Annotated in this window: 20 protein-coding genes; 13 read left to right on the forward strand and 7 right to left on the reverse strand. The window is 65.3% G+C overall.

Going from position 1 to position 21936, the window contains the following annotated elements; translation table 11 throughout:
- Positions 1-34: 34 nt before the first annotated feature.
- Positions 35-1636 (reverse strand): phosphoenolpyruvate carboxykinase, encoded by a 1602-nt coding sequence (locus GGC65_RS11325; protein WP_192647252.1) that lies wholly within the window; start codon positions 1634-1636, stop codon positions 35-37.
- A 245-nt stretch (positions 1637-1881) separates the two neighbouring features.
- On the opposite strand from GGC65_RS11325, the gene GGC65_RS11330 reads away from it, so the two are divergent.
- The 8 genes from GGC65_RS11330 (at position 1882) to GGC65_RS11365 (ending at position 8033) form a co-directional block, all read left to right on the forward strand.
- Complete coding sequence (locus GGC65_RS11330) at positions 1882-2592, forward strand: response regulator transcription factor (RefSeq protein ID WP_192647253.1); 711 nt, start codon at positions 1882-1884, stop codon at positions 2590-2592.
- Positions 2582-4189 carry a sensor histidine kinase gene (locus GGC65_RS11335; RefSeq protein ID WP_225940782.1) on the forward strand — a complete coding sequence of 536 codons (1608 nt, stop codon included), beginning with the start codon at positions 2582-2584 and terminating at the stop codon, positions 4187-4189. The genes GGC65_RS11330 and GGC65_RS11335 overlap by 11 nt, the downstream gene beginning before the upstream one ends.
- 54 nt (positions 4190-4243) lie before the next feature.
- Positions 4244-4690, forward strand: coding sequence for an HPr kinase/phosphorylase (locus GGC65_RS11340; RefSeq protein ID WP_192647255.1), 447 nt, complete (start codon positions 4244-4246; stop codon positions 4688-4690).
- 10 nt (positions 4691-4700) lie between these two features.
- A complete protein-coding gene (gene rapZ, locus GGC65_RS11345) occupies positions 4701-5639 on the forward strand; it encodes an RNase adapter RapZ (RefSeq protein ID WP_192647256.1) in 939 nt (312 codons plus the stop codon).
- A 14-nt stretch (positions 5640-5653) separates the two neighbouring features.
- A complete protein-coding gene (locus GGC65_RS11350; RefSeq protein WP_093509623.1) occupies positions 5654-6082 on the forward strand; it encodes a PTS sugar transporter subunit IIA in 429 nt (142 codons plus the stop codon).
- Positions 6079-6357, forward strand: a complete 279-nt coding sequence (locus tag GGC65_RS11355) for an HPr family phosphocarrier protein (RefSeq protein WP_037555414.1) — start codon at positions 6079-6081, stop codon at positions 6355-6357. The genes GGC65_RS11350 and GGC65_RS11355 overlap by 4 nt, the downstream gene beginning before the upstream one ends.
- 4 nt (positions 6358-6361) lie before the next feature.
- On the forward strand, positions 6362-7174 hold the full coding sequence (locus GGC65_RS11360) for a TrmH family RNA methyltransferase (protein WP_192647257.1): 813 nt from the start codon (positions 6362-6364) through the stop codon (positions 7172-7174).
- Between the two features lie 154 nt (positions 7175-7328).
- Positions 7329-8033, forward strand: a complete 705-nt coding sequence (locus GGC65_RS11365; protein ID WP_192647258.1) for an META domain-containing protein — start codon at positions 7329-7331, stop codon at positions 8031-8033.
- A 115-nt stretch (positions 8034-8148) separates the two neighbouring features.
- Here GGC65_RS11365 and rmuC read toward each other — a convergent pair whose 3' ends face one another.
- From rmuC to GGC65_RS11390, 5 genes are read right to left on the reverse strand one after another with little or no spacing between them, the layout of a single operon-like run.
- Positions 8149-9501 (reverse strand): DNA recombination protein RmuC, encoded by a 1353-nt coding sequence (gene rmuC / locus GGC65_RS11370; RefSeq protein ID WP_192647259.1) that lies wholly within the window; start codon positions 9499-9501, stop codon positions 8149-8151.
- 53 nt (positions 9502-9554) lie between these two features.
- A complete protein-coding gene (locus tag GGC65_RS11375) occupies positions 9555-9998 on the reverse strand; it encodes a PH domain-containing protein (protein ID WP_192647260.1) in 444 nt (147 codons plus the stop codon).
- A 15-nt stretch (positions 9999-10013) separates the two neighbouring features.
- Positions 10014-10586, reverse strand: coding sequence for a hypothetical protein (locus GGC65_RS11380; protein WP_192647261.1), 573 nt, complete (start codon positions 10584-10586; stop codon positions 10014-10016).
- On the reverse strand, positions 10587-11063 hold the full coding sequence (locus tag GGC65_RS11385) for a vgr related protein (protein ID WP_192647262.1): 477 nt from the start codon (positions 11061-11063) through the stop codon (positions 10587-10589).
- Between the two features lie 6 nt (positions 11064-11069).
- Positions 11070-11606, reverse strand: coding sequence for a copper chaperone PCu(A)C (locus GGC65_RS11390; RefSeq protein ID WP_192647263.1), 537 nt, complete (start codon positions 11604-11606; stop codon positions 11070-11072).
- 153 nt (positions 11607-11759) lie between these two features.
- Between GGC65_RS11390 and dnaK the strand changes: the two genes are divergently transcribed.
- From dnaK to GGC65_RS11405, 3 genes are all read left to right on the forward strand, one after another.
- Positions 11760-13670, forward strand: coding sequence for a molecular chaperone DnaK (gene dnaK / locus GGC65_RS11395; RefSeq protein WP_192647264.1), 1911 nt, complete (start codon positions 11760-11762; stop codon positions 13668-13670).
- A 63-nt stretch (positions 13671-13733) separates the two neighbouring features.
- Positions 13734-14867, forward strand: a complete 1134-nt coding sequence (dnaJ, locus tag GGC65_RS11400) for a molecular chaperone DnaJ (RefSeq protein WP_192647265.1) — start codon at positions 13734-13736, stop codon at positions 14865-14867.
- 82 nt (positions 14868-14949) lie between these two features.
- Positions 14950-16107: a hypothetical protein gene (locus GGC65_RS11405; protein WP_192647266.1), complete on the forward strand. Its 1158-nt coding sequence runs from the start codon at positions 14950-14952 to the stop codon at positions 16105-16107.
- A gap of 4 nt (positions 16108-16111) precedes the next feature.
- Here the strand turns inward: GGC65_RS11405 and GGC65_RS11410 are convergent, their stop codons facing one another.
- Positions 16112-18424 carry a patatin-like protein gene (locus tag GGC65_RS11410; protein ID WP_192647267.1) on the reverse strand — a complete coding sequence of 771 codons (2313 nt, stop codon included), beginning with the start codon at positions 18422-18424 and terminating at the stop codon, positions 16112-16114.
- Positions 18425-18551: 127 nt separating this feature from the next.
- Here GGC65_RS11410 and GGC65_RS11415 point away from each other — a divergent pair, with 127 nt between their 5' ends.
- A complete protein-coding gene (locus GGC65_RS11415; RefSeq protein WP_192647268.1) occupies positions 18552-20696 on the forward strand; it encodes a TonB-dependent receptor in 2145 nt (714 codons plus the stop codon).
- Between the two features lie 20 nt (positions 20697-20716).
- Positions 20717-21802, forward strand: a complete 1086-nt coding sequence (locus tag GGC65_RS11420) for a PepSY-associated TM helix domain-containing protein (RefSeq protein WP_192649504.1) — start codon at positions 20717-20719, stop codon at positions 21800-21802.
- The last annotated feature ends 134 nt before the right edge of the window (positions 21803-21936 follow it).

Genomic DNA, 21936 nt, shown 5'->3' on the forward strand with positions numbered 1-21936 from the left:
GGGTGATGTGCCACCCGGAAGAGATCCGGGTCAATTATGCTGCGACCGCCGCCTGCGGCGCGGCCTGGCGGACGCCTTCGTCGACATGGTCCGCAAATTGCGCGAAATTGTCGATGAATTGCTCGACAAGCGATTGCGCCGTGCGGTCATACGCCGCCTTGTCGGCCCAAGCCTCGCGCGGATCGAGCAGCGCGCTGTCGACGCCGGGCACCGCGACGGGGACCATGAAGCCGAAATTCGGGTCCTTGCGGAATTCAGCGTCGTTCAGGCTGCCGTCGAGCGCGGCATTGAGCAGCGCGCGCGTCGCCTTGATCGGCATGCGCTTGATCCCGTCCATCGTCGCCATGCCGCCGGTCCAGCCGGTGTTGACGAGCCAACACTGGACGCCGCCCTTCGCGATGCGTTCTTTGAGCAGATTGCCATAGACCGACGGGTGGCGCGGCATGAAGGGCGCGCCGAAGCAGGTCGAGAAGGTCGCCTCCGGCTCGGTCACGCCGATCTCGGTTCCCGCGACGCGCGCGGTATAGCCCGAGAGGAAGTGATACATCGCCTGATCAGGGGTCAGCTTCGCGATCGGGGGCAAAACCCCGTACGCGTCGGCGGTGAGCATGATGATGTTCTGCGGCACCGGACCCATATTCTTTTCCGACGTGTTCGGAATGAAATCGATCGGATACGAACCGCGGCTGTTCTCGGCGAGGCTGTTGTCGTCGAAATCGAGCTCGCGCGTCACGGGATCGATCACGACATTTTCGAGCACGGTGCCGAAACGCTTCGTCGTCGCGAAAATCTCGGGCTCGGCCTCGGGCGACAAGCGGATCATCTTGGCATAGCAGCCGCCCTCGAAATTGAAGACCGCAGTGTCCGACCAGCCATGCTCGTCGTCGCCGATCAGCGTGCGCGAGGCGTCGGCCGACAGCGTCGTCTTGCCGGTGCCGCTGAGGCCGAAGAAGACCGCGGTATCGCCCTTGGGGCCGATGTTCGCCGAGCAGTGCATCGGCATCACGCCCTTCACCGGCAGCAGATAGTTCAAGATGCCGAACACCGACTTCTTCATTTCACCCGCGTACTGCGTGCCGCCGATCAGCACGAGCTTCTCGGCGAAATTGACCGCGACGACGGTTTCGGTGCGCGTGCCGTGGCGCGCCGGGTCGGCACGGAAGCTCGGCAGGTCGATGATCGTATATTCGGCCGCGAACGCCGCGAGCTCGGCCGCAGTCGGGCGGCAAAGCAGCGTGCGGATGAACTGGCTGTGCCAGGCGAATTCGGTGACGACCTGCACCGCGACGCGATGCTCGGGCTGCGAGCCGCCGAACAGCTGCTGGCGATAGAGGCGCGGGCGCTGCGCGAGGTGCGCGAAGAAGTCGGCCTTGAGCGCAGCGAAATGATCGGGGGTCATCGGCACATTGGTCTTGCCCCACCAGATCGTGTCGGCGGTCTCGGCGTCCTGGACGATGAACTTGTCCTTCGCGCTGCGGCCGGTGTGCTTGCCGGTTTCGACGACGAGCGGGCCGTCCTTCGCGAGCAGGCCTTCACCATGGCGAACCGCATCCTCGATCAGCGCCGACGTGCCCCAGTTTTCCGCAACGTTCGCCTGCGTTTCCACGCTGTTGTTGCCGATCACGATATTCGTCATTGCCTTGCCTTTCACGCTTGGCGCCGCGGTCCATTGCATAGGTATGCAAAGACTGCCGAATAAAAGGGCAGGCCCGCATTCGCATGGGTGCCGACGTGACGCCGATTCCGTTGATTGGCGCCCGCGTTAGCGATGAAGCGAGATGAGGTCAAAAGATTCTGGCGGCCCGGCGCGGCCATCCGTGGCGGTTGTCGGTCGGGCCTGGATCGGCTAGCTCTGCATCAAGCCTCGCCAACGGAAAGAGCATGACGGCAACCATCGCGCTGGTCGACGACGACCGCAACATCCTGCAATCCCTGTCGATCGCGCTGCAGGCCGAGGGCTTTGTCACGCGCGTCTATTCGGACGGCGAGGCGGCGCTGAAGCCGCTTATCGACAATCCGCCCGACCTCGCGGTGTTCGACGTCAAAATGCCGCGCATGGACGGGCTCGAACTGCTGCGGCGCCTCCGCGAAAAAAGCCAGCTTCCGGTCATCTTCCTTACCAGCAAGGATGACGAGATCGACGAGGCGCTCGGTCTCGCCATGGGCGCCGACGACTATATCGCCAAGCCTTTCTCGCAGCGGCTGGTGATCGCGCGCATCCGCGCCATCCTGCGCCGCGTCGAGCTCAACAAAAATGCACCGGGCGACGAGGACGAGCCCGTCGCCGACCCGATCACACGCGGGCGGCTCAGCATGGACCCCGCGCGGCACAAGGTCGAATGGGACGGCAAGGACGTGACGCTGACCGTCACCGAATTCCTGATCCTCGAAACGCTGGCGAGCCGCCCCGGCATCGTGCGCAGCCGCAACCAGTTGATGGACGCCGCCTATCAGGACGACGTCTATATCGACGACCGCACGATCGACAGCCACATCAAGCGGCTGCGCCGCAAGTTCCGCGAGGTCGATCCCGAATTCGACGCGATCGCCACCCTCTATGGTGCGGGGTATCGCTTTGCCGATGAAAGCTGAGGCCCTGAAACCCGATGCGAGCATCGCCGAGCAGGAGGAATCGCCGCTCGTCTGGTCGGCGCGCTGGTCGCTGACGACGCGCATCCTCGCGGTCAACATCCTCGCCGTCGCGCTGCTCGCGGGCGGCTTTTATTATCTCGACACCTATCGCAGCCGCCTGGTCGATACGCGCATCGACGTGATGAAGGACCAGCTCGCGATGCTCGACAGCGCGCTCGAGGCGGCGCGCCCCGATCAGCGGACGCGCCTGATCGAGGAGTTCGCCGCCGCGACCGAATCGCGACTGCGCTTCTATGCCGCCGACGGCCATCGCATTTCCGACAGTTTCGAGACTGGTCCCCCGACCTATACGCTGCGCGACCCCGACCTGCAGCCGTGGAAACGCGACGCCGCGCGCGCAATGGACCGCGGGATCGACTGGGTCGTCGGCGCGCCGACCTATCCCGAGTTCGAGGAGCCGCGCGTCGACAATGCGAAGGCGTGGCCCGAAGTCGTCGAGGCGCAAACCAGCGACGTGGCGGCCAGCCGCTTCCGCTACGCCCCCGAACGCACGCCGCTGCTCAGCGCAGCGCGCGTCGTCGACCTCGAAACGCCGCAAACGGTGCTGATGACGCTCAACGCGCGCGACATTACGCGCACGGTGCGCGCCGAGCGACTGCGCATCGCGATCGTCGTTGCGATGGTGTTGCTCGCCTCGACGCTATTGTCGCTCTTTCTCGCACGCACGATCGTTCGCCCCTTGCGGCGACTCGCGCGCGCCGCGGTTCGCGTCCGGCTGGGCCGCGCACGCGAGGTGGTCGTGCCGCGCCTGCCGAGCCGCCGCGACGAGATCGGGACGCTCGCACGCGCATTGAGCGACATGACGCAGGCGCTGCGCGAACGCATCGACGCGGGCGAGCATTTCGCCGCCGATGTGACGCATGAACTCAAAAATCCGATCGCGTCGGTGCGCTCGGCGATCGAGGGGCTCGGGCACGTCAAAAGCGACGAGCAGCGCGCGCAGCTTCTCGCAATTGCCGACGAGGATGTCCGCCGCCTCGACCGGCTGGTGAACGACATCAGCGAAGCGAGCCGCGTCGACGCGCAACTGTCGCGCACCCTGTTCGAACCGATCGACGTCGGCATCATGATCGAATCGATGCTCGCGTCGCGCGCGGCGCGCGTCGATGCCGACACGCCGCATCCGCGCGTCGCCTTCGCGCGGCCGCGCAAGGGCACGACCGTCGTGATGGGCGACGGCCACCGGCTCGAACGCGCGATCGACAATGTGATCGACAATGCGATCAGCTTCTCGCCCGCCACCGGGCTCGTCTGCATTTCGGCAACGCGGCTGGGCGACGAGGTCCATGTGAAGGTCGACGACGACGGCCCCGGGATCGAACCCGAACAGCGCGACGCCATTTTCCGCCGTTTTCATAGCGAACGCCCCGCCGGCGAAGCCTTTGGCCGCCACAGCGGACTCGGCCTCGCGATCGCGCGAACGATCGTCGAGGGGCATAGCGGGACGATCAACGCCAAGGATCGCGACGACGGCAGAGCCGGCGCCAGCATGCTCATCACCCTTCCCGCGCGCGAGGGTACGACCGAAACCGGCTGACGCGCTCATCCTATCGCCTTGCGGCACCGCACCGTCGCCGGTAAGCCATGCGCCATGCTTCCGAGCCGGACCAGAACCGATATCGTCAATATCCACGCCAGCTGCGTCGCGGCGGGCAATGGCGGCGTGCTGATCCTCGGCAATTCGGGACAGGGCAAATCGGACCTCGCGCTGCGGCTGATCGACCGCGGCGCCAAGCTGGTCGCCGACGACCGCTGCGACGTCTGGCATGACCGCGGCCGCCTGTGGTGCCGCCCGCCCGAAAATCTGGCGGGCAAGCTGGAGGTGCGCGGGATCGGGATCATCGAGCGCCCATGGACCGCACCCGTCCCGCTCGCGCTCGCGGTACGCCTCACCGACCGCTACGACCGCATGCCCGCGATCAACCAGGTCGAGATGGTCGCGGGCCATCCGCTTCCCGCGCTCCTGCTCTCCGCATTCGAAGCGTCGGCGCCGATCAAGATCATGCTCGCGCTCGAACGGCTGGCGCCCGCCGCATGATGCACGATCGATGAGTTCGGCGCCTGAATCGCGCCTGTTGCTGGTCACCGGCCTGTCGGGCGCGGGCAAATCGACCGTGCTCAAGGTGCTCGAGGACCTCGGCTGGGAGGTTGTCGATAACCTGCCGCTCGCGCTGCTCGAAGCGTTGATCGACGCGCCGGTGAAGCGCAGCGAGGCGGGGCGCCCGCTCGCGATCGGGATCGACAGCCGCAGCCGGGGATTCCGCCCGGCCTTGCTCGTGCGGCGGATCAAGGAGCTGCGCGAAGACGGCGGCCGCGACATCCAGACGCTGTTCCTCGACTGCGCGGGTGCCGAGCTCGAGCGCCGCTTTTCCGAAACGCGCCGCCGCCATCCGATGGCCGAGGACCGCCCCGCCGCCGACGGGATCGCGCGCGAGCGCGAGATGATGGAACCGCTCCGCCGCTGGGCCGAGCATGTCGTCGACACGACCAATTACAGCAGCAACGACCTGCAACAGGAAATCCGCCAGCGTTTCGGCGACGCCGAAGAGGGCGACCCGGTGCTCAATGTCCTGAGCTTCGGTTTCGCGCGCGGGCTGCCGCGCAACGCCGACCTGGTGTTCGACATGCGTTATCTGCGTAACCCGCACTGGGATCCCAAGCTCAAGCCCGGCACCGGGCTCGATCCCGACGTCGCCGCCTATGTGATGGCCGATCCGGCGTATGAAGACAGCGTCGGGCAGATCGAGAGGCTGATCCTGACCCTGCTGCCGCGCTACCGCGCCGAAGGCAAAAGCTATGTCACCATCGCCTTTGGATGCACCGGCGGGCGGCACCGGTCGGTCCATGTCGCGGCGCGTGTTGCCCAAACGCTACGCGAATCCGGATATGAGCCAGTGCTGACCCACCGCAATCTTGACTCTGCCCCGCAAGATGGGCTTGAGGGCAAGCCCCCGCCCGCGGCTTCCGCGCCCGGCGGCAAAAGATAAGGGTCGACGACTGCATGGCGAACGATAAGGCTCTGCCGCTTCTGGGAATGGTGCTCGTCACGCACGGCCGCCTTGCCGAGGAAATGGTGCGTGCGATGGAGCATGTCGTCGGTCCCCAGCGGGCGATCGCGACCGTCTGCATCGGCCCGAACGACAATATGGAAATGCGCCGCAAGGAAATCGCCGACGCGATTCGCAAGGTCGACGAAGGTCGCGGCGTCGTGATGCTGACCGACCTGTTCGGCGGCACCCCCTCGAACCTCGCGATCAGCCTGCTCGAGTCGGGGCGCACCGAGGTGATCGCGGGCGTCAACCTGCCGATGTTGATCCGCCTCGAAAGCGCGCGCAAGACGATGGAACTGCGTGCCGCGGTGATCGCGGCGAAGGAAGCCGGCCAGAAATATATTTCGGTCGCGTCGGAAATGTTGGGAGTGGGCCCTTGAACGAAAATTCCGAGACGGTCGAAATCACCAACCAGCGCGGCCTGCACGCGCGCGCGAGCGCCAAGTTCGTTACCTTCGTCAGCCGGCTGCCCGAAAGCGTCTCGGTCGAGGTCGAAAAGGGCGGATCGCGCGTCAACGGAACCTCGATCATGGGTCTGATGATGCTCGGCGCCGCCAAGGGCGATTCGATCACGATCCACACCAAGGGCGACGGCGCCGACGCGGCGCTGCTGAAGCTCGTCGGGCTGGTCAAGGACAGCTTCGGCGAGGATTGACCGGATGACCGGTCGCCGTTCCCAAATCGAGAGCCTGTCGAACCCGCTGGTCAAGCGGATGCGGCTGCTGCGCGAGAAGCGCCATCGCCGTGCCGAGGGGCTGTTCCTCGCCGAGGGTCTGCGCATCGCGACCGAGGCGCGCGAGGCGGGGGTGTTGCCGCAATGGCTGTTCCTCGGCCCCGAGGGCGATACGCACCCGCTCGCGGCGGCGCTGGTCGCCGATACGCTGGCGACGGGCGGCGAGGTCATCGACACAACCGGCGCGATCCTCTCGAAATTGTCGGGCAAGGATAATCCGCAGACCGTCGTCGGAATCTATGCCGAGCCGCAAACGACACTCGCCGACCTCGACCGCGATGCCGCGCCGATCTGGCTCGTTGCCGAGCGGCTGCGCGATCCCGGCAATCTCGGCACGATGCTGCGCACCGGCGACGCCGTCGGCGCGGGCGGGCTGATCCTGCTCGACGAATCGACCGACCCCTATGCGGTCGAGGCCGTGCGCGCGAGCATGGGCGCGATCTTCACGCAGAAGCTGGTGGTGGCGCGGTGGGAGGAATTCCTGCCGTGGCTGCGGCAAGGTGCGGGACAGCTCGTCGCGACCTGGCTTGGCGACGACACCGAGGATTATCAGGCGGTGCGCTACACCGCGCCGACCTTCATCCTCACAGGCAATGAATCGCAGGGCATGCCGGGCGACTATGCCGCCGCCGCCGATGTGCGCGTCAAGATGCCGATGATGGGCAAGGCCGACAGCCTCAATGCCGCGGTCGCGACCGCGGTGATGGCCTATGAGGTGCTGAACCAGCGGCGAAGTTGAGCCGCACGATCCATTCAGCACGCAGCCAGTGGCGTGCTACTATCTACCTCTTCCCCGTCCGCATCGAGCGAAGTCGAGATGCCCCTCGGCGTAGCACGACCCCGACGGGTGTCTCGACTTCGCTCGACACGAACGGAAATCAAGGAGGTGTTCAATGCCCAAGTTTGCGCCGCTTCTTGCTTCGCTCCTCGCCCTCGCCGCCTGCGCCCCCGCCGCCGAGGCACCGCCGCAAAGCCCCGGCGAACAGCCCGCCGCCTATATGGCGCTCGGCACCGAGCCCGGCTGGACGCTCGAAATCACGCCGTCGCGGCTCAATTTCGACGGCGACTATGGCGAGACCAAGATCATGGTGCCGAACCCCGGCGCGAAGCCGTCGTTCAACGGCGAGCGCTATGTCACCGGCCGGCTGACCGTCGACATCACGCACACCGAATGCAGCGACGGCATGAGCGACCGCCGCTATCGCGACACGGTGACCGTGACCGCCGACGGCAAGACGGTGAAGGGATGCGGCGGCAAGATCCTGCCGCCAACCGAGCTTGCGGGAACCAACTGGAGCTTCGTGTCGATCGGCGGCGTCGCTGTGACGGCGGATCGGCCGACGGCGCTGCAATTCGACGGCAACCGGATGAGCGGCAGCGCGGGCTGCAATCGCTTTTCGGGGACCTATTCGGTCGATGGCCGGACGCTCAAGGCCGGACCGCTGATGGCGACCGAAATGGCGTGTCCGGGCATGGAGCTGGAACAGGCCTTTTTCAAACTGATGGCGAGCCCGGTCAGCTTGACCTTTGCCGACGACGGGACGCTGATCCTGACGGGCAGCGAAGGCCGGACGGCGGTGTTGAAGCGGGTGATTTAGACCGCTCCGCTCCTCCGTTCGTGTCGAGCGAAGTCGAGACACCCATCGGTATGCCCAACCTCGCGGCATCTCGACTTCGCTCGATGCGAACGGGATTTGAGGTTTGAGGATGGGGCTATTCGCCCGCGTCGTTGACCGCCGCAGGCGCCGCCGCGAGCTTCGCCAGCGGCCGCGCCGCCTGCTCCGCAACGGGGAGCGCCGGGATTTCCTTGTCGCCGGTTTCGATATCGAGCGCCTCGAAGCGCTTCGCCTGCGTCAGCACTTGGCTTTCGAAACTGCCGACAAAGGCATTATACGCGCCCGTCGCCTGGTCGAGATTGCGCCCGACCTTGGCGATGTGCGAGCCCATCACCGACATGCGCGCATAAAGATCCTTGCCGAGCGCGGCGATCTCGCGCGCCTGATTGGCGAGCTTTTCCTGCCGCCACACCGCCGCGACGGTGCGCGCGATCGCGATGAGGTTGGTCGGGGTCGCGAGCAGCACCTTGCGCTCGAACGCATAGTCCCAGAGGCCCGCATCCTGATCGAGTGCGGCAGCGAGGAAATGCTCGCCTGGCACGAACATCACGACGAAGTCGGGGGTGTCGTCGAACTGGTTCCAATAGGCCTTCGCGCCGAGTGTGTTCACATGCGCCTTCATCGCCGCGGCATGCGCGACCAGATGCGCCGCCTTCTCGCGCTCGTCGACCGCGCCGAACGCGTCCTGATAGGCGTTGAGCGAGACCTTGGCATCGATCACGAGATTCTGCCCGCCGGGTACGCGTACGACGACGTCGGGGCGAAGTCGCCCGCCGTCGCCCTCGACGCTCACCTCGGTCTGGAAATCGGCATGTTCGGAAAGCCCGCAGCTTTCGAGCACGTTGCGCAATTGCTGCTCGCCCCAACGCCCCCGCGCCTTCGGTGCGTTGCGCAGCGCGTTGACGAGCTTCGCCGCCTCGCTCGACACGCGCTCGGTACCCTCGCGCATCGCCGCGATCTGGCCGTGGAGCAGCCCGAAGGCATCGCGCCGCTCGGCCTCGACCTTGCCGACCGCTTCCTCATATTTCTGCAATCGCTCGTGGACCGGATTCAGCAGCGCCTTCAGATTCTGCCCCGCGGTCTCTTCGCTCTGCCGAAAGCGTGCATCGGCGCGTTCGAGAAAGGATTTTTGCGCCTCGCCGAGCATCGCCTGCCCCACCTCGCGGAACTGCGCCGTCAGCGCCGCCTGCGCGTCCTTCAATTGCGCGATCTGCGCATCATGCGCCTCGTCGCGCGCGCGCTGCTCGCTGAGCAAGGCGGCAAGCTGGATATCGGCCGTCTTGCGCGCCTCGGCCTCGGCAGCAAGATCTGTTACGGCGCTCCTGAACCGCTCCGAAAGCCCGTCGCGTTCGGCCTTGAGCGCTCCCGATTGGCGGCCGGCGAAAAGCCAGCCGATCAGGCCGCCGATGGCGAGGGCAACAAGGGCGACGACAAGCGAGCTTCCATCCATAAGAGGAACATAGGACGAACGCCGTCCCTCTGGCTAGTCCGTAATTTGTCCGGTCACAGCAATTCGCTCGACACATCGAGCTCGCGCACGCGGCGCTTCTGCCGCGCGGCGTCGACAAGGCGGCGCAGTTCCTCGCGCCGTTCGGCGGCACGTTCGATATGAGGGATGACGAGCGCCCCGTCGCGCGTCGTCTCGTCGCTCGAATCGATCGCGATCGTGCCGATGCCCGCCCATTGATTGATCAGCGTGAAATCCATCCGCACATCCTTGACGCGGTACAGCTCGATCTCGTCGATGCTTTTGACGAAGATGCCCTTGCGCAGGATCAGCCGGTCTTCGGTGAGTTCATAGGTGACATCGAGAAAGCGGATCCACTGGATCAGCGCGATGACCAGCCCGACGCCGACGAGGCAAAGCAGGAGCGTCAGCCATCCGGCGAGCGTGCCGCGCAGCCAGCCCCAGGTCGAGGAACGAAAGCGGTCGAGGACTTCGGGCATGAACGTCTCCTTCGGTCAGAGAAGATAGATGACGACGTAACGCGCGACCAGCGCCGCGAGGATCGCGATGCTCCAGCGGCGATCCTTCACCCACATCGCCGCGACCATCAGCGCGACCAGCACGATCGTCATAATCCATGCGACCGGGTGCGCCAATGCGGCCGCCAGCGCGGGCTGCGACGCATAATAGGCGAGCTGCGCCGCCAGGAGCGCAAGCAAAAGTCCGAGCACGACCCGGCGGACACGGAAATAATGGACGTCGAGGTTCGCGAAGCCCTCGGGATGCGACGGAAAGACCAGCCGCGCGGCGAGGAAATAGACACTCGCAAAAGCCGCGACACCGAGCAAGGCGGTGCTCGACACCGCAATATCGCCGCGCGCGACCCATGCCGCGCTCCAGAAGGAAAGCAGGTCGAGCATCACGAAAATCGCGAGCAGCGGGGTCAGCCAACCGATCGCGAACGTCTCGCGCTCCGCCTCCGCCGCAAAGCGCGTCTCGATCGCGCGGCCGAGCCCGCCGAGCAATTCGACCATCGAGAGGCCGAGCAGCAGGCTGTAGAGCGCGAAGACGAACTCGAAATCGTCCATCTACGATATGTCCCACGATGACGGCAGGATCGCGCGATAGGCGTCGAGCCCCGGCGCGCCGCCGACGATCATGCCCTGCGTGAGCAGCCAGTAATGGCGGACGATCTCGGCCTGTTGCTCGAGCCCGTACCGTTCGAGCAGCCAGCCGGGTTTAAGGCTGTAGCTGTACGTCGCGAAGGGATGGCGCATCAGCACCAGATACCAGCGCCCGCGCGTCTGCGCCTGCCAGACATGCGTCATTTCGTGGATGAACAGCCCCTGCAGCCGCTGCGACGCGGTGCTGAAATCCTCGCAATAAAGCTCGCCATGCGGGTTGAAATGCAGGCTTCCCATCGGCGCCATGACGATGTGGCGTGGTTGGAAGAATATCCATTTATGATTGTTCACGCGCACGCGGTCATAGGCGATCGCGTCGCCGAACACCGTCCTGGCGAGCGCGATTTCGCCGGTCGTCAGCGGTCGCGACGGACGCGGCACCCGCGTTTATTTCTTCGCAGCGTCCGGGGCCGCCTTTTCGGTGCCCTTTTCCATCGCACCATGATCCATCGCGCCATGATCGGCGGCCGCCTCGGCGCCTTCGGCCGGCTTGATCACCATGTCGAACAGGATGCGCTCATTATTATTGTTGGTGAAGACGAACGCCATCGGCAACTTGCCCGCGCGCACCGCGGCGCCGTTGATCCCCCAGATCATCAGATGCTTGCCGCCCTGCTTGAACACCAGATCGCCCTTCGCGGGCACATCGGCGCGGAGCAGCGGCTTCATCGTCACGACGCCATTCTCGCGCACGCTTTCGTGCATCTCGACGCGCTGCGCGAGGTCGGCGGTCACCGCGACGAGCTGGACCGGCTGCGGCCCGCCCTGGACACGGAAATAGCCGACCGCCGGACGGTCGGGCGTCGCCCCCATCACGATGTGGCCGCTGACGACGTTAAGCGGCTTGGCAGCGACCAGATTATCGCCGCAAGCCGTCAGGGCCAGCGCGGGCGCGGCGAGTGCAAGGATCGCAAAAGGTTTCATTTTGGGAGGACTCCGTAAAAGCGCGTCGTTTCCCGCCCTCGATAAGCCCTGAAAGCCCTTGTGCCAAGGATTAGCGCACCTATATCGCCCCCATAAACCCATGGACGGCGTGCCTTTTCAGGGCGCCGGAGAAGCAACAAGGACTGAATACCAATGGCCAAAGTGATCGGGATCGACCTCGGCACCACGAACAGCTGTGTCGCGGTGATGGAAGGCGGAAAACCCAAGGTTATCGAAAATGTCGAAGGCACGCGCACGACCCCGTCGATCGTCGCCTTTGCCAAGGATGGCGAGCGCCTGATCGGCCAGCCGGCGAAGCGCCAGGCCGTCACCAACCCCGAAAACACGATTTTTGCGGTGAAGCGCCTGATCGGCCGCCGCTTCGACGATCCCATGACCAAGAAGGACATGGAACTCGTCCCCTATACCATCGTCAAGGGCGCCAACGGCGACGCGTGGGTCAAGGCGGGCGGCGAGGATTATTCGCCGTCGCAGATCAGCGCGTTCATCCTTCAGAAGATGAAGGAAACCGCCGAAGCCTATCTGGGCGAAAAGGTCGAGCAGGCCGTCATCACCGTTCCCGCCTACTTCAACGACGCGCAGCGGCAGGCGACCAAGGACGCCGGCAAGATCGCGGGCCTCGAAGTGCTGCGCATCATCAACGAGCCGACCGCGGCCGCGCTCGCCTATGGCCTCGACAAGACCGAGAACAAGACGATCGCGGTCTATGACCTTGGTGGCGGCACCTTCGACATCTCGATCCTCGAGGTTGGCGACGGCGTGTTCGAAGTGAAGTCGACGAACGGCGACACCTTCCTCGGCGGCGAAGATTTCGACAGCAAGATCGTCGAATATCTCGCCGACGGCTTCAAGAAGGACGAAGGCATCGACCTTCGCGGCGACAAGCTCGCGCTCCAGCGCCTGAAGGAAGCCGCCGAAAAGGCGAAGATCGAACTGTCGTCGGCCGCGACGACCGAGGTCAACCTGCCCTTCATCACCGCCGACGCCAACGGGCCGAAGCATCTTGTGAAGACGATCACGCGTTCGGACCTCGAAAAGCTGGTCGAGGACCTCGTCAAGCGCACGCTCGAACCCTGCAAGAAGGCGATCAAGGACGCCGGCATTTCGGCGAGCGAGATCGACGAAGTCGTGCTCGTCGGCGGCATGACGCGCATGCCGCGCGTCCGCGAAGTCGTGAAAGATTTCTTCGGCAAGGAACCGCACACCGGCGTGAACCCCGATGAAGTCGTCGCGATCGGCGCCGCGATCCAGGCGGGCGTGCTGCAGGGCGACGTCAAGGACGTGCTGCTGCTCGACGTGACCCCGCTGAGCCTCGGCATCGAGACGCTGGGCGGCATCATGACCAAGATGATCGACCGCAACACGACGATCCCGACCAAGAAGTCGCAGGTCTATTCGACGGCCGACGACAATCAGTCGGCGGTGACGATCCGCGTGTTCCAGGGCGAGCGCGAAATGGCGCAGGACAACAAGATCCTCGGCCAGTTCGACCTCGTCGGCATCCCGCCCGCACCGCGCGGCGTACCGCAGATCGAAGTGACCTTCGACATCGACGCCAACGGCATCGTGTCGGTCCATGCCAAGGACAAGGGCACCGGCAAGGAACAGCAGATCAAGATCCAGGCCTCGGGCGGGCTCAGCGACGCGGACATCGACCAGATGGTCAAGGACGCCGAGCAGTTCGCCGAAGAGGACAAGACGCGCCGTGAGGCGGCCGAGGCGAAGAACAACGCCGAAAGCCTGATCCACTCGACCGAAAGCCAGCTCCGCGAGCATGGCGACAAGGTCGACGCGGGGCTGAAGTCGGAAATCGAAGCCGCGGTCGCCGAAGCCAAGACCGCGGTCGAAGGCGGCGATGCCGCCGCGATGACCGAAAAGAGCCAGGCGCTCGCGCAGGTCGCGATGAAGCTTGGCCAGGCGATCTACGAGAAGGAGCAGCAGTCGGCCGCATCCCCCGGCGGTGACGAAGCTGCGGGCGAAGCGAAGAGCGACGAAGACGTCGTCGACGCCGAATTCTCCGAAGTCGAAGACGACAAGAAGTAAGAAACTCCCCTGCCGGATCCGTTTCATGCGGGTCCGGCGGGCCGGAGGGGGCCTGTTTGACCTATGTCACTCGACATCGATTATTACGAACTGCTGGAAGTCGAGCGCACTGCCGACGACGCCGCGCTGAAGGCGAGCTACCGCAAGCTCGCGATGAAATATCACCCCGACAAGAATCCGGGGTGCGATGACAGCGAAGCGCGCTTCAAGGCGATCAGCGAAGCCTATGACTGCCTGAAGGATCCGCAAAAACGCGCCGCCTACGACCGTTTCGGCAAGGCGGGCGTCAACGGCGGTGCGGGCGGCTTCGGCGGCGGCAATGGCGGCGACTTCGGCGACATCGGCGATATTTTCGAATCGATCTTCGGATCGGCATTCGGCGGCGGCGGGCGCCAGCAGCGCGGTCCCGCGCGCGGCGCGGACCTGCGCTATGACATGGAGATCAAGCTCGAGGATGCCTTTGCCGGCGTCACGCGCGAGATTCAGGTCGATGTCGCGGCACGCTGCGACACGTGCGACGGATCGGGCGCCAAGCCCGGCACCCAGACCAACCGCTGCACGACCTGCGCCGGCCACGGCAAGGTGCGCGCGCAGCAGGGTTTCTTCATGGTCGAGCGCACCTGTCCGGCCTGTCAGGGCGCGGGCGAAGTCATCGCCGATCCCTGCAACACATGCCATGGCGAGGGGCGCGTCGACCGGCGCAAGACGCTGACCGTCAACATCCCCGCGGGGGTCGACGAGGGCACGCGCATCCGCCTGTCGGGCGAAGGCGAGAGCGGCGCACGCGGTGCGGCGCCGGGCGACCTCTATATTTTCCTCCACATGGCGCGGCACAAGGTCTTCGAACGCGAGGGCACGACGTTGTTCACGCGCGCGCCGATCAGCTTCACCACTGCCGCGCTCGGCGGCGAGATCAGCATCCCCGGGCTCGACGGCAAGAAGCACGACATCAATATTCCCGCAGGGATCCAGTCGGGCAAGCAGCTCCGCCAGCGCGGCGCCGGCATGCCGGTGCTCAACGGCCGCGGCCACGGCGACCTCGTTGTCCAGATCGACGTCGAGACGCCGACGAAGCTCACCGCGCGGCAGAAGGAACTGCTCTGCGAGTTCCGCGAGACCGAGACCGGTGAAGAATGTCCGGCGAGCCAGGGCTTCTTCGGCCGCATCAAGGAAATGTGGGACGATCTGACCGACTGATCCGTCGCGATGCGGTGGATCGGCGTTCGGCAAGACTCGGTCGCTCCGGCATGATAGCCTCCCGCCCGGGAGGAGTGAGTCGATGCCGATCACCGAAATTCCCAGGCGCACCCTGCTCGGCTGGGGCGCCAGCCTGATCGCTCTTGCGGCGACGCGCGCGCACGCCGCCACGCAGCAGACAGACCTGTTCGGCCTCAAATTGCCCGGCGAAGTGAGCCGGCTGCTGCCGGGCGAGGCACTCCGCGCGGCCGAGATTGTCGACGCGCTGCGCCGGCTCGAACGCGACGCCGACCGCGCCAAGCTTCCCGATACGCCGCTGCGCTTCGACGGCGACCTGTCGCCCGCCGATATTCCGGGGTCGCTCTATCGTCTGGCGATGCCGCGGCTCGTCGCGCTGATCGACCGCAGCGCAAGGGTCGACCCTGCGCTTGGCGAGCAGGCCGGCGCGCTCCTTGCCGAGTTGCACGGCGCCGAACATGAAATCCCCGACCTTCTTCGCGGCTTCACCTCGGGCAGCGATCGGCAGCTTGACTGGGACAATGACGGTCCTATCTCGCTCGCGCCCTTCATAATCGACACCTATCGGCGCGCCCCCGCCCGGCCTGTCCTGCTTGCCAGCGCGGCGCCTGCGGCCCCCAAGAAACCGGCCCCGCCGCCACTCAGCCGCGCGCGCAACTATGCGGCACTGAAGGACGAATATCGCCGCCTGTTCGATACGATGACGCTGCGCGACCGGTACAAGCCGTCGACCGATTGGTATTTGACGATGCTCAAGACGTCGCGCCCGACCTATGACCGGGTCGCGCTCGACACCGGGGTTCCCTGGTATGTCATCGGCATCATCCACGGGCTCGAGGCGAGCTTCAACTTTCTCGCCCACCTGCACAATGGCGACCATCCGCTCACCGGACGGACGCGCAAGGTGCCGGCGGGCCGTCCGCTGGTTTGGGCGCCGCCGACCGATTGGGACTGGAGTGCGAAAGACGCGCTCAAGCTGCTGGGTTTCACCGGCAAGACCGACTGGAACCTCGAACGCATCCTGTTCCGCTTCGAGGCCTATAATGGTTTCGGCTATCGCGGCACTGCCGTGCCGACCCCCTATCTGTGGAGCTTTTCCAACCATTATGAGAGCGGCAAATATACCGCCGACGGGCGTTTCAACACCAAGGCCAAGTCGCAGCAATGCGGCGCGGCGGTCATGCTGAAGCTGCTCGTCGATGCAGGCGAAGTGACCGTCTGAGCTCTCAGCGCGCGCCGATCTCGCCGCGGAGTTCGTCGATCAGCGCCTTCACCTTCGGCAACCGCCCCTCCTCTTCATCGAGGATCGCGTGGAAGGCGCGGCGTTTGATCGTCTTCAATTCGTCGGCGGGCACCGCGCCGTCGCCGTTCACGCTGCTCGCGACGATGTCGATCAGCCGGTCGGCGCCGTGGAGCCGCCCCCACAGATAATCATTTTCGCGATACGCACGGCTGAAGAAGGCACCGAAGCTGTTGAATTCGACCCCCTTCAGCATCGCTGCCGCGCCGCCGGTGCGGATCGCGGTCGCATCCGAGGGCGAGATGCGGTCGATCTTGATCGGATCGAATTCGTCGAACCCCTCGCCTTGGAGCAGCGGCAGGGTCGCGATGTCGTAAAAGGGATAGCCGAGATAGGCGAAGAGCATCGTCCGCCGGTCGTCCTTGGGCAGCTTCGCAAGCGCCGCCGCGATCACCTCGTCGGTTTCGGCGTCGAGCGCGACGAGGTCGCGCCGCGCCGCGATCGCATCGATCCAATGGCCGGGTTCGGTATCGGCCGGCACATCGAGGTCGGCGAGCCAGGCGTCACCCTCACGCTCGAGATATTTGCCGAGCGCGGTGAAGATCGTCTCGCGCATCTCTTCGCAGTCCGGATCGCGCTTTTCGCGTGCTGCCTCGACCGACGCATCAAGTTCGCGCGCGAGGAAGCGCAGGCGCCGGATGCGGAAACCCAGATCGTGGGTACGGAAAAACTCGATCGCCTCGCTGCTCGCGCCCGTGCCCCGCTTGCCCGAAATCCGGTCGAGCCCGCGCGCGCGCGCCTCGGTCCACATCGCGATGCGGCGGTTGATGACATGCACCGGGCCCTCGGGCGGGACGAGGCGGTCGACGATATTCGCGAGTTCGTCGATCACCGCCGACAGCTTGAGATGACCGTAGGGCGCGTAAGCGAAGCCCGCGCGCACCGCCGCCTGATCCTGCGCCTTGGCACGCCATTTGGCGAGCCGCGCCGGGGTCGGCGTGTCGAGGAAGAAGGTTGTGCCGAACAGCGCCGCGACTTGCTCCTCGACCTCGACCTTCATCGCGTCGATAATGTGCTGCATCCGGCGGATGCGCCGCGACATGCCCTCGATCATCTCGATATTCTCGCGGATCGGCTGTTCGCGCGGGATCGCCGACAACGAGCCGAGAATCGTGGGCAGGAAACCCGGTAGCTGGCCCTGTTCACTGGCTTCGCCGGGTTTGCCGACGCTGATCGCCTTATAATCGGGTTTAGGGTCGATATAGATGAAGCGACGGTCGATCTCGCGGCGCGCCGGGCGCTGTTTGAGCGCCGCGATCGCGGGGCGGAAGGGTGCATTCGCGAGCACCGCGCCGTCGATCAGCACGCGATCGGCGGGATCGCTGTCGGGCACGCGCGGCAGCTGTGCACGAATGAAGTCATCGCGCCCCGGCCATTCGACGCCGCGTTTTTCGAGCGCGGTGTCGAGCTCGCGCAAGGTGAAAGGCGGGAAGGCGCCCGGAAAACTTGCCGTCGCGCGCGCCGCCGCAACCAGTCCCGGCACGTCGTCGAGCCGCCGGCCCGCGCGGCCGTCGTGCCGGAAGTGCATCATCAACCGATGCTCCTGTTCGGTCACCCGCGGCGGGCTGTTGAGGATCAGTTGCTCCTTATGTCCGGCAAAATCGGTCACCGAGACGATCAGGTCGACCGGCTGCGCCGCGGGCACCAGCGGCGGCCCGTGCGGCCCTGCATCCATCGCGTCGAAGGCATCGAGCAGCAGGTTCGAAAAGGTGACGCCGCCAAAGGGCGGCTCGAACCAGCGCGCGCGGACGAAGCGCGACAGCTTGGCGCGCACTTCGTCCTGCGCATCTTCGCCGACGGTGCGGTCGATGGCATTGCCGCGGCGTTTCATCGCCCATCCCGCGATCGGCACCGCCCAGAATTTTGTCATGGCGGAGAGCGGGCGCGCATCGGGGTCGAGCAGGCTGTCGACGTCGGCATCGGTCAGCCACAGCTCGGTCAGCGGATCCAGCGACTTGCCCGTGGCGAGCGCGCGCGCGAGGAAGATGCCGTTGATCCCGCCCGCACTCGCCCCCGCGACGATATCGGGAAGGACGCGGAGCTTGACGCTGCCATGCTCGGCGATCGCCGCGAGCAGGTCGCGATACACCCCGCCCGAGCCCGTAATCCCGTCGCCGTCATGAAAGGCGCGTGACGCCGCGGCCAGCCGCCAGATCTCCTTGGTGATCCCATGCATATAGACGGCAAGGCTGATGCCGCCGTAGCAAATCAGGGCGAAGCGTAGTTCCTTTTCCCGCATTGCGAGGATGATAGCGCGCTTTGACCGGCCTGTCCCCCTCTCCCAAGGTCGAAGGAAAATTCGGCTTTCTTCTTGCTTTTGAGAATAGTTCGCACTAGCGCGCGCTCCGAAAACAGGAGCTTTCCCCATGAATCGCAAATTCGTCTTCGTCGCGCTCGCTTGCACGGCGCTTTCCTCGCCCGCTTTCGCGCAGGATACCATGCCGGTCGCCGATGGTGACGAGAGCGAGGGCACGATTGTCGTCACCGCGGCGCGCACGACCCTGCCGCCGAACGCGCTGCCGCTGACGATCGATGTCATTTCCAAGGACAGCCTGGATCAGCAGGTCGCGGTCGCGGGGTCGGTCATCGATGCGGTCGCAAACCTGACACCCAGCTTCTCCCCGACGCGCCAGAAACTCTCGGGCTCCGGCGAAACGCTGCGCGGCCGCTCGCCGCTCTACGCGATCAACGGCATCCCGCAATCGACCCCGATCCGCGACGGATCGCGCGACGGCTATACGATCGATCCCTTTTTCCTCGATCGCGTCGAATTGATCTATGGATCGAACGCCTTGCAGGGAATTGGCGCGACCGGCGGTGTGGTCAATCAGGTGGTGATCAAGGCGCCGCACGAAGACGGCCTCTCCGGCCGCGCGCTGGTGCAGGGATCGACGGGCAATTTTGAAGACAACAGCTTTGGCGGCAAGCTCGGCGGACTGCTCGCCTATCGCCAGGGCAGTTTCGATGTGACCGGCGGCGTCGCCTATGAAACGCGCGGCCTCTATTATGATGGCGCGGGTCGCCGCGTGGGCATCGACAATACGCAGGGCGATGTGCAGGACAGCAAGAGCCTCAGCTTCTTTGCGCGCCTCGGGTACGACCTGTCCTCGACCGCCCGCATCGAACTGTTCGCCACGCGCTTCAACCTCGAGGGCAATGGCGACTGGATACAGGTCGCGGGCAACCGGGCGACCGGCCTTCCCACCAGCTCGCAGCGGGGCGACATAGAGGGCGAAGCCGCCTCCAATCGCGTCGAAACGGTCAATCTGACGCTGACCGATACCGATCTTGGCGGCGGAAACCTGGTCTTCCAGGCCTTCTTCAACCGGTCGCGCGATATTTTCGGTGGCGATGTGAGCGCGACCTTCCAGGACGCCAGCATCGCCCCCATCGGCACCCTGTTCGACCAGTCGGCGAACCGCTCGCGCAAGCTCGGCGCGCGCGTCAGCTATGAACGGCAGTTTTTCGACGCGCTCAACATCACGCTCGGGTTCGACTCGATGTGGGACAAGACCCAGCAAGGTTTGCTCGCGACAGGACGTTATTGGGTCCCGCCCACGACCTTCCGCACCCTTGCCCCCTTCGGCCAGGCGAATCTCAAACTGTTCGACGGCGCAGTACGCGTAGCGGGCGGCGCGCGCTGGGAGAATGGGCAGCTCAAGGTCGACGATTATGTGACGCTGGCCTCGTATAATTCGGCCCGTGTCAGCGGCGGCACGCGCAATTTCGACGATCTGCTGATCAACGGCGGCCTGATCGTCGAGCCTGTGCAGGGCATCCGGGCCTACGCCAGCTATGCCGAAGGCTATTCGATCGCCGACGTCGGCCGCATCTTGCGGGCGGTCAACGGCGCGACCCAGCCGAATTTCCGCATCGAGGATGTCAACGTCACCCCCGTCATTTCCAACAACCGCGAGATCGGCATCGAGATCAAGCGCGGCCCGCTGGATGCCAGCGCGTCCTATTTCTGGTCGACATCAAAAGACGGCGGCCTGTTGGTCCTGAACAGCGGGGGCGTCTATGACGTCCAGCGCCAGCGCATCGAAATCGAGGGTTTCGAAATCAATCTCGCGGTCGAGCTTCCGCTGGACGGGCTGAAGCTTGGCACCGGCTACGCCCATCTGTCCGGCCGCACCGACAGCAACAAGGACGACAAGGTCGATATCGACCTCGACGGTGCGAACATCTCGCCCGACCGCGTCAATTTCTGGGCCAGCTACAACAGCGGGCCGGTGTCCGCGCGCGTGCAGGCGGGCCTTTATCTCGACCGCCGGTTCGACGGTGCGCCGGCCAATACCGCCTTTTCGGGCTACACACTGACAGATGCGGTACTGCGCTATGACTTGCCGCGCCTCGGCGGGATCACGCTGGCGGCTTCGAACCTGTTCGATGTCGACTATGTCACCTATAACAGCCAGACGATCCGCTCGACCGTGGCGGCGACCGACAATGCCCGCTTCTTTACCGGACGCGGACGGACGTTCACGCTCGGCTGGGACTATCGTTTCTAGGATCTGGTACTTCCGACATGATGAAATTGCTCGACACGCTCCACCGCTGGACCGGCGGCCTGATCGGCCTCGTGCTCGCGCTGCTCGGCCTGTCGGGCACGATCCTGCTCTATGACTATCTGTGGATCGGATTTCCGGGGACCGGCGATCCGCTGCGCGGCGACCTGACGACGGTCGCCGCGACCACCGAGCGGCTGATGGCAACACCTGGCGCGCAGGGCATCATCTATGCCGACGAACGTTTCGGGCTGCACCAACTCCGCCTCGGCAAGGAAGCCGGCGCCTATGCGAACCAGTCGGGCGAGATTGTCACGCGCTGGGCGAGCCAGTGGGAGCGGCCCGAACTCTGGATCTTCGACTTCCATCACCATCTGTTCGCCGGCGACAATGGCGAATGGGTGATCGGGATCGCGGGACTGTGCGGTCTCTTCTTCATCATCTCGGGCGTCATCCTCTGGTGGCGCACGCGCAAGACCTTCCAGCTCCGCCTGTGGCCGAAACGCATGTCGCGCCCGTCGATCGTCATGCACCACCGCGACCTCGGCATCGTCGTCGCACCCCTGCTGCTGATCTCGATCGTCACCGGCACGATGATGATCTTCCGCCCCTTCGCCTTGGGAGTGGTCGCGCCCTTCGGCCCGATCGCCGAGACCGCAAAGGCGCTCGATCCGCCAAAATACAAGGGAGGCCCGCTTGCCGGAAAGCCCGATTACACCGCGATGCTGACCGAAGCGCGGCGCCGTTTCCCCGACGCCGAATTCCGCATCCTCAGCCTGCCGCGCAAGCCCGGCGACCCGATCAGCCTGCGCATGAAACAGCCCGCCGAATGGCTCCCCAACGGCCGCTCGACACTGGCGTTCGACGCCGCGACGGGCGAACTGCTCGGCGCGCGCGACGCGCTGAAGCTCGCCCCCGGCGCGCAGGCGTTCAACATGGCCTTCCCGATCCACGCGTCGAAGGTCGGCGGCTGGACGTGGCGCATCCTGCTGACGATCTCGGGGCTCGCGCTGACGATGCTCGGCAGCCTCGCCGTATGGACCTTCTGGTTCAAGCGGCCGAAACCAGTGAAGCGTAAGGTGAAGAAGGCGGATTTGGCTTCGACATAGCCGTCGGCGGACGTCTGCTTGGGGGTGGTGGGCTGCCCTATGTGAACCCCGGCGAAAGCCGGGGCCCAGTGCGGAAAAGCGCAAGGTTAGCGTCGGAATTCTGGGCCCCGGCTTTCGCCGGGGTTCACGCGTCT

Source organism: Sphingopyxis sp. OAS728 (assembly GCF_014873485.1).
Taxonomy (GTDB): domain Bacteria; phylum Pseudomonadota; class Alphaproteobacteria; order Sphingomonadales; family Sphingomonadaceae; genus Sphingopyxis.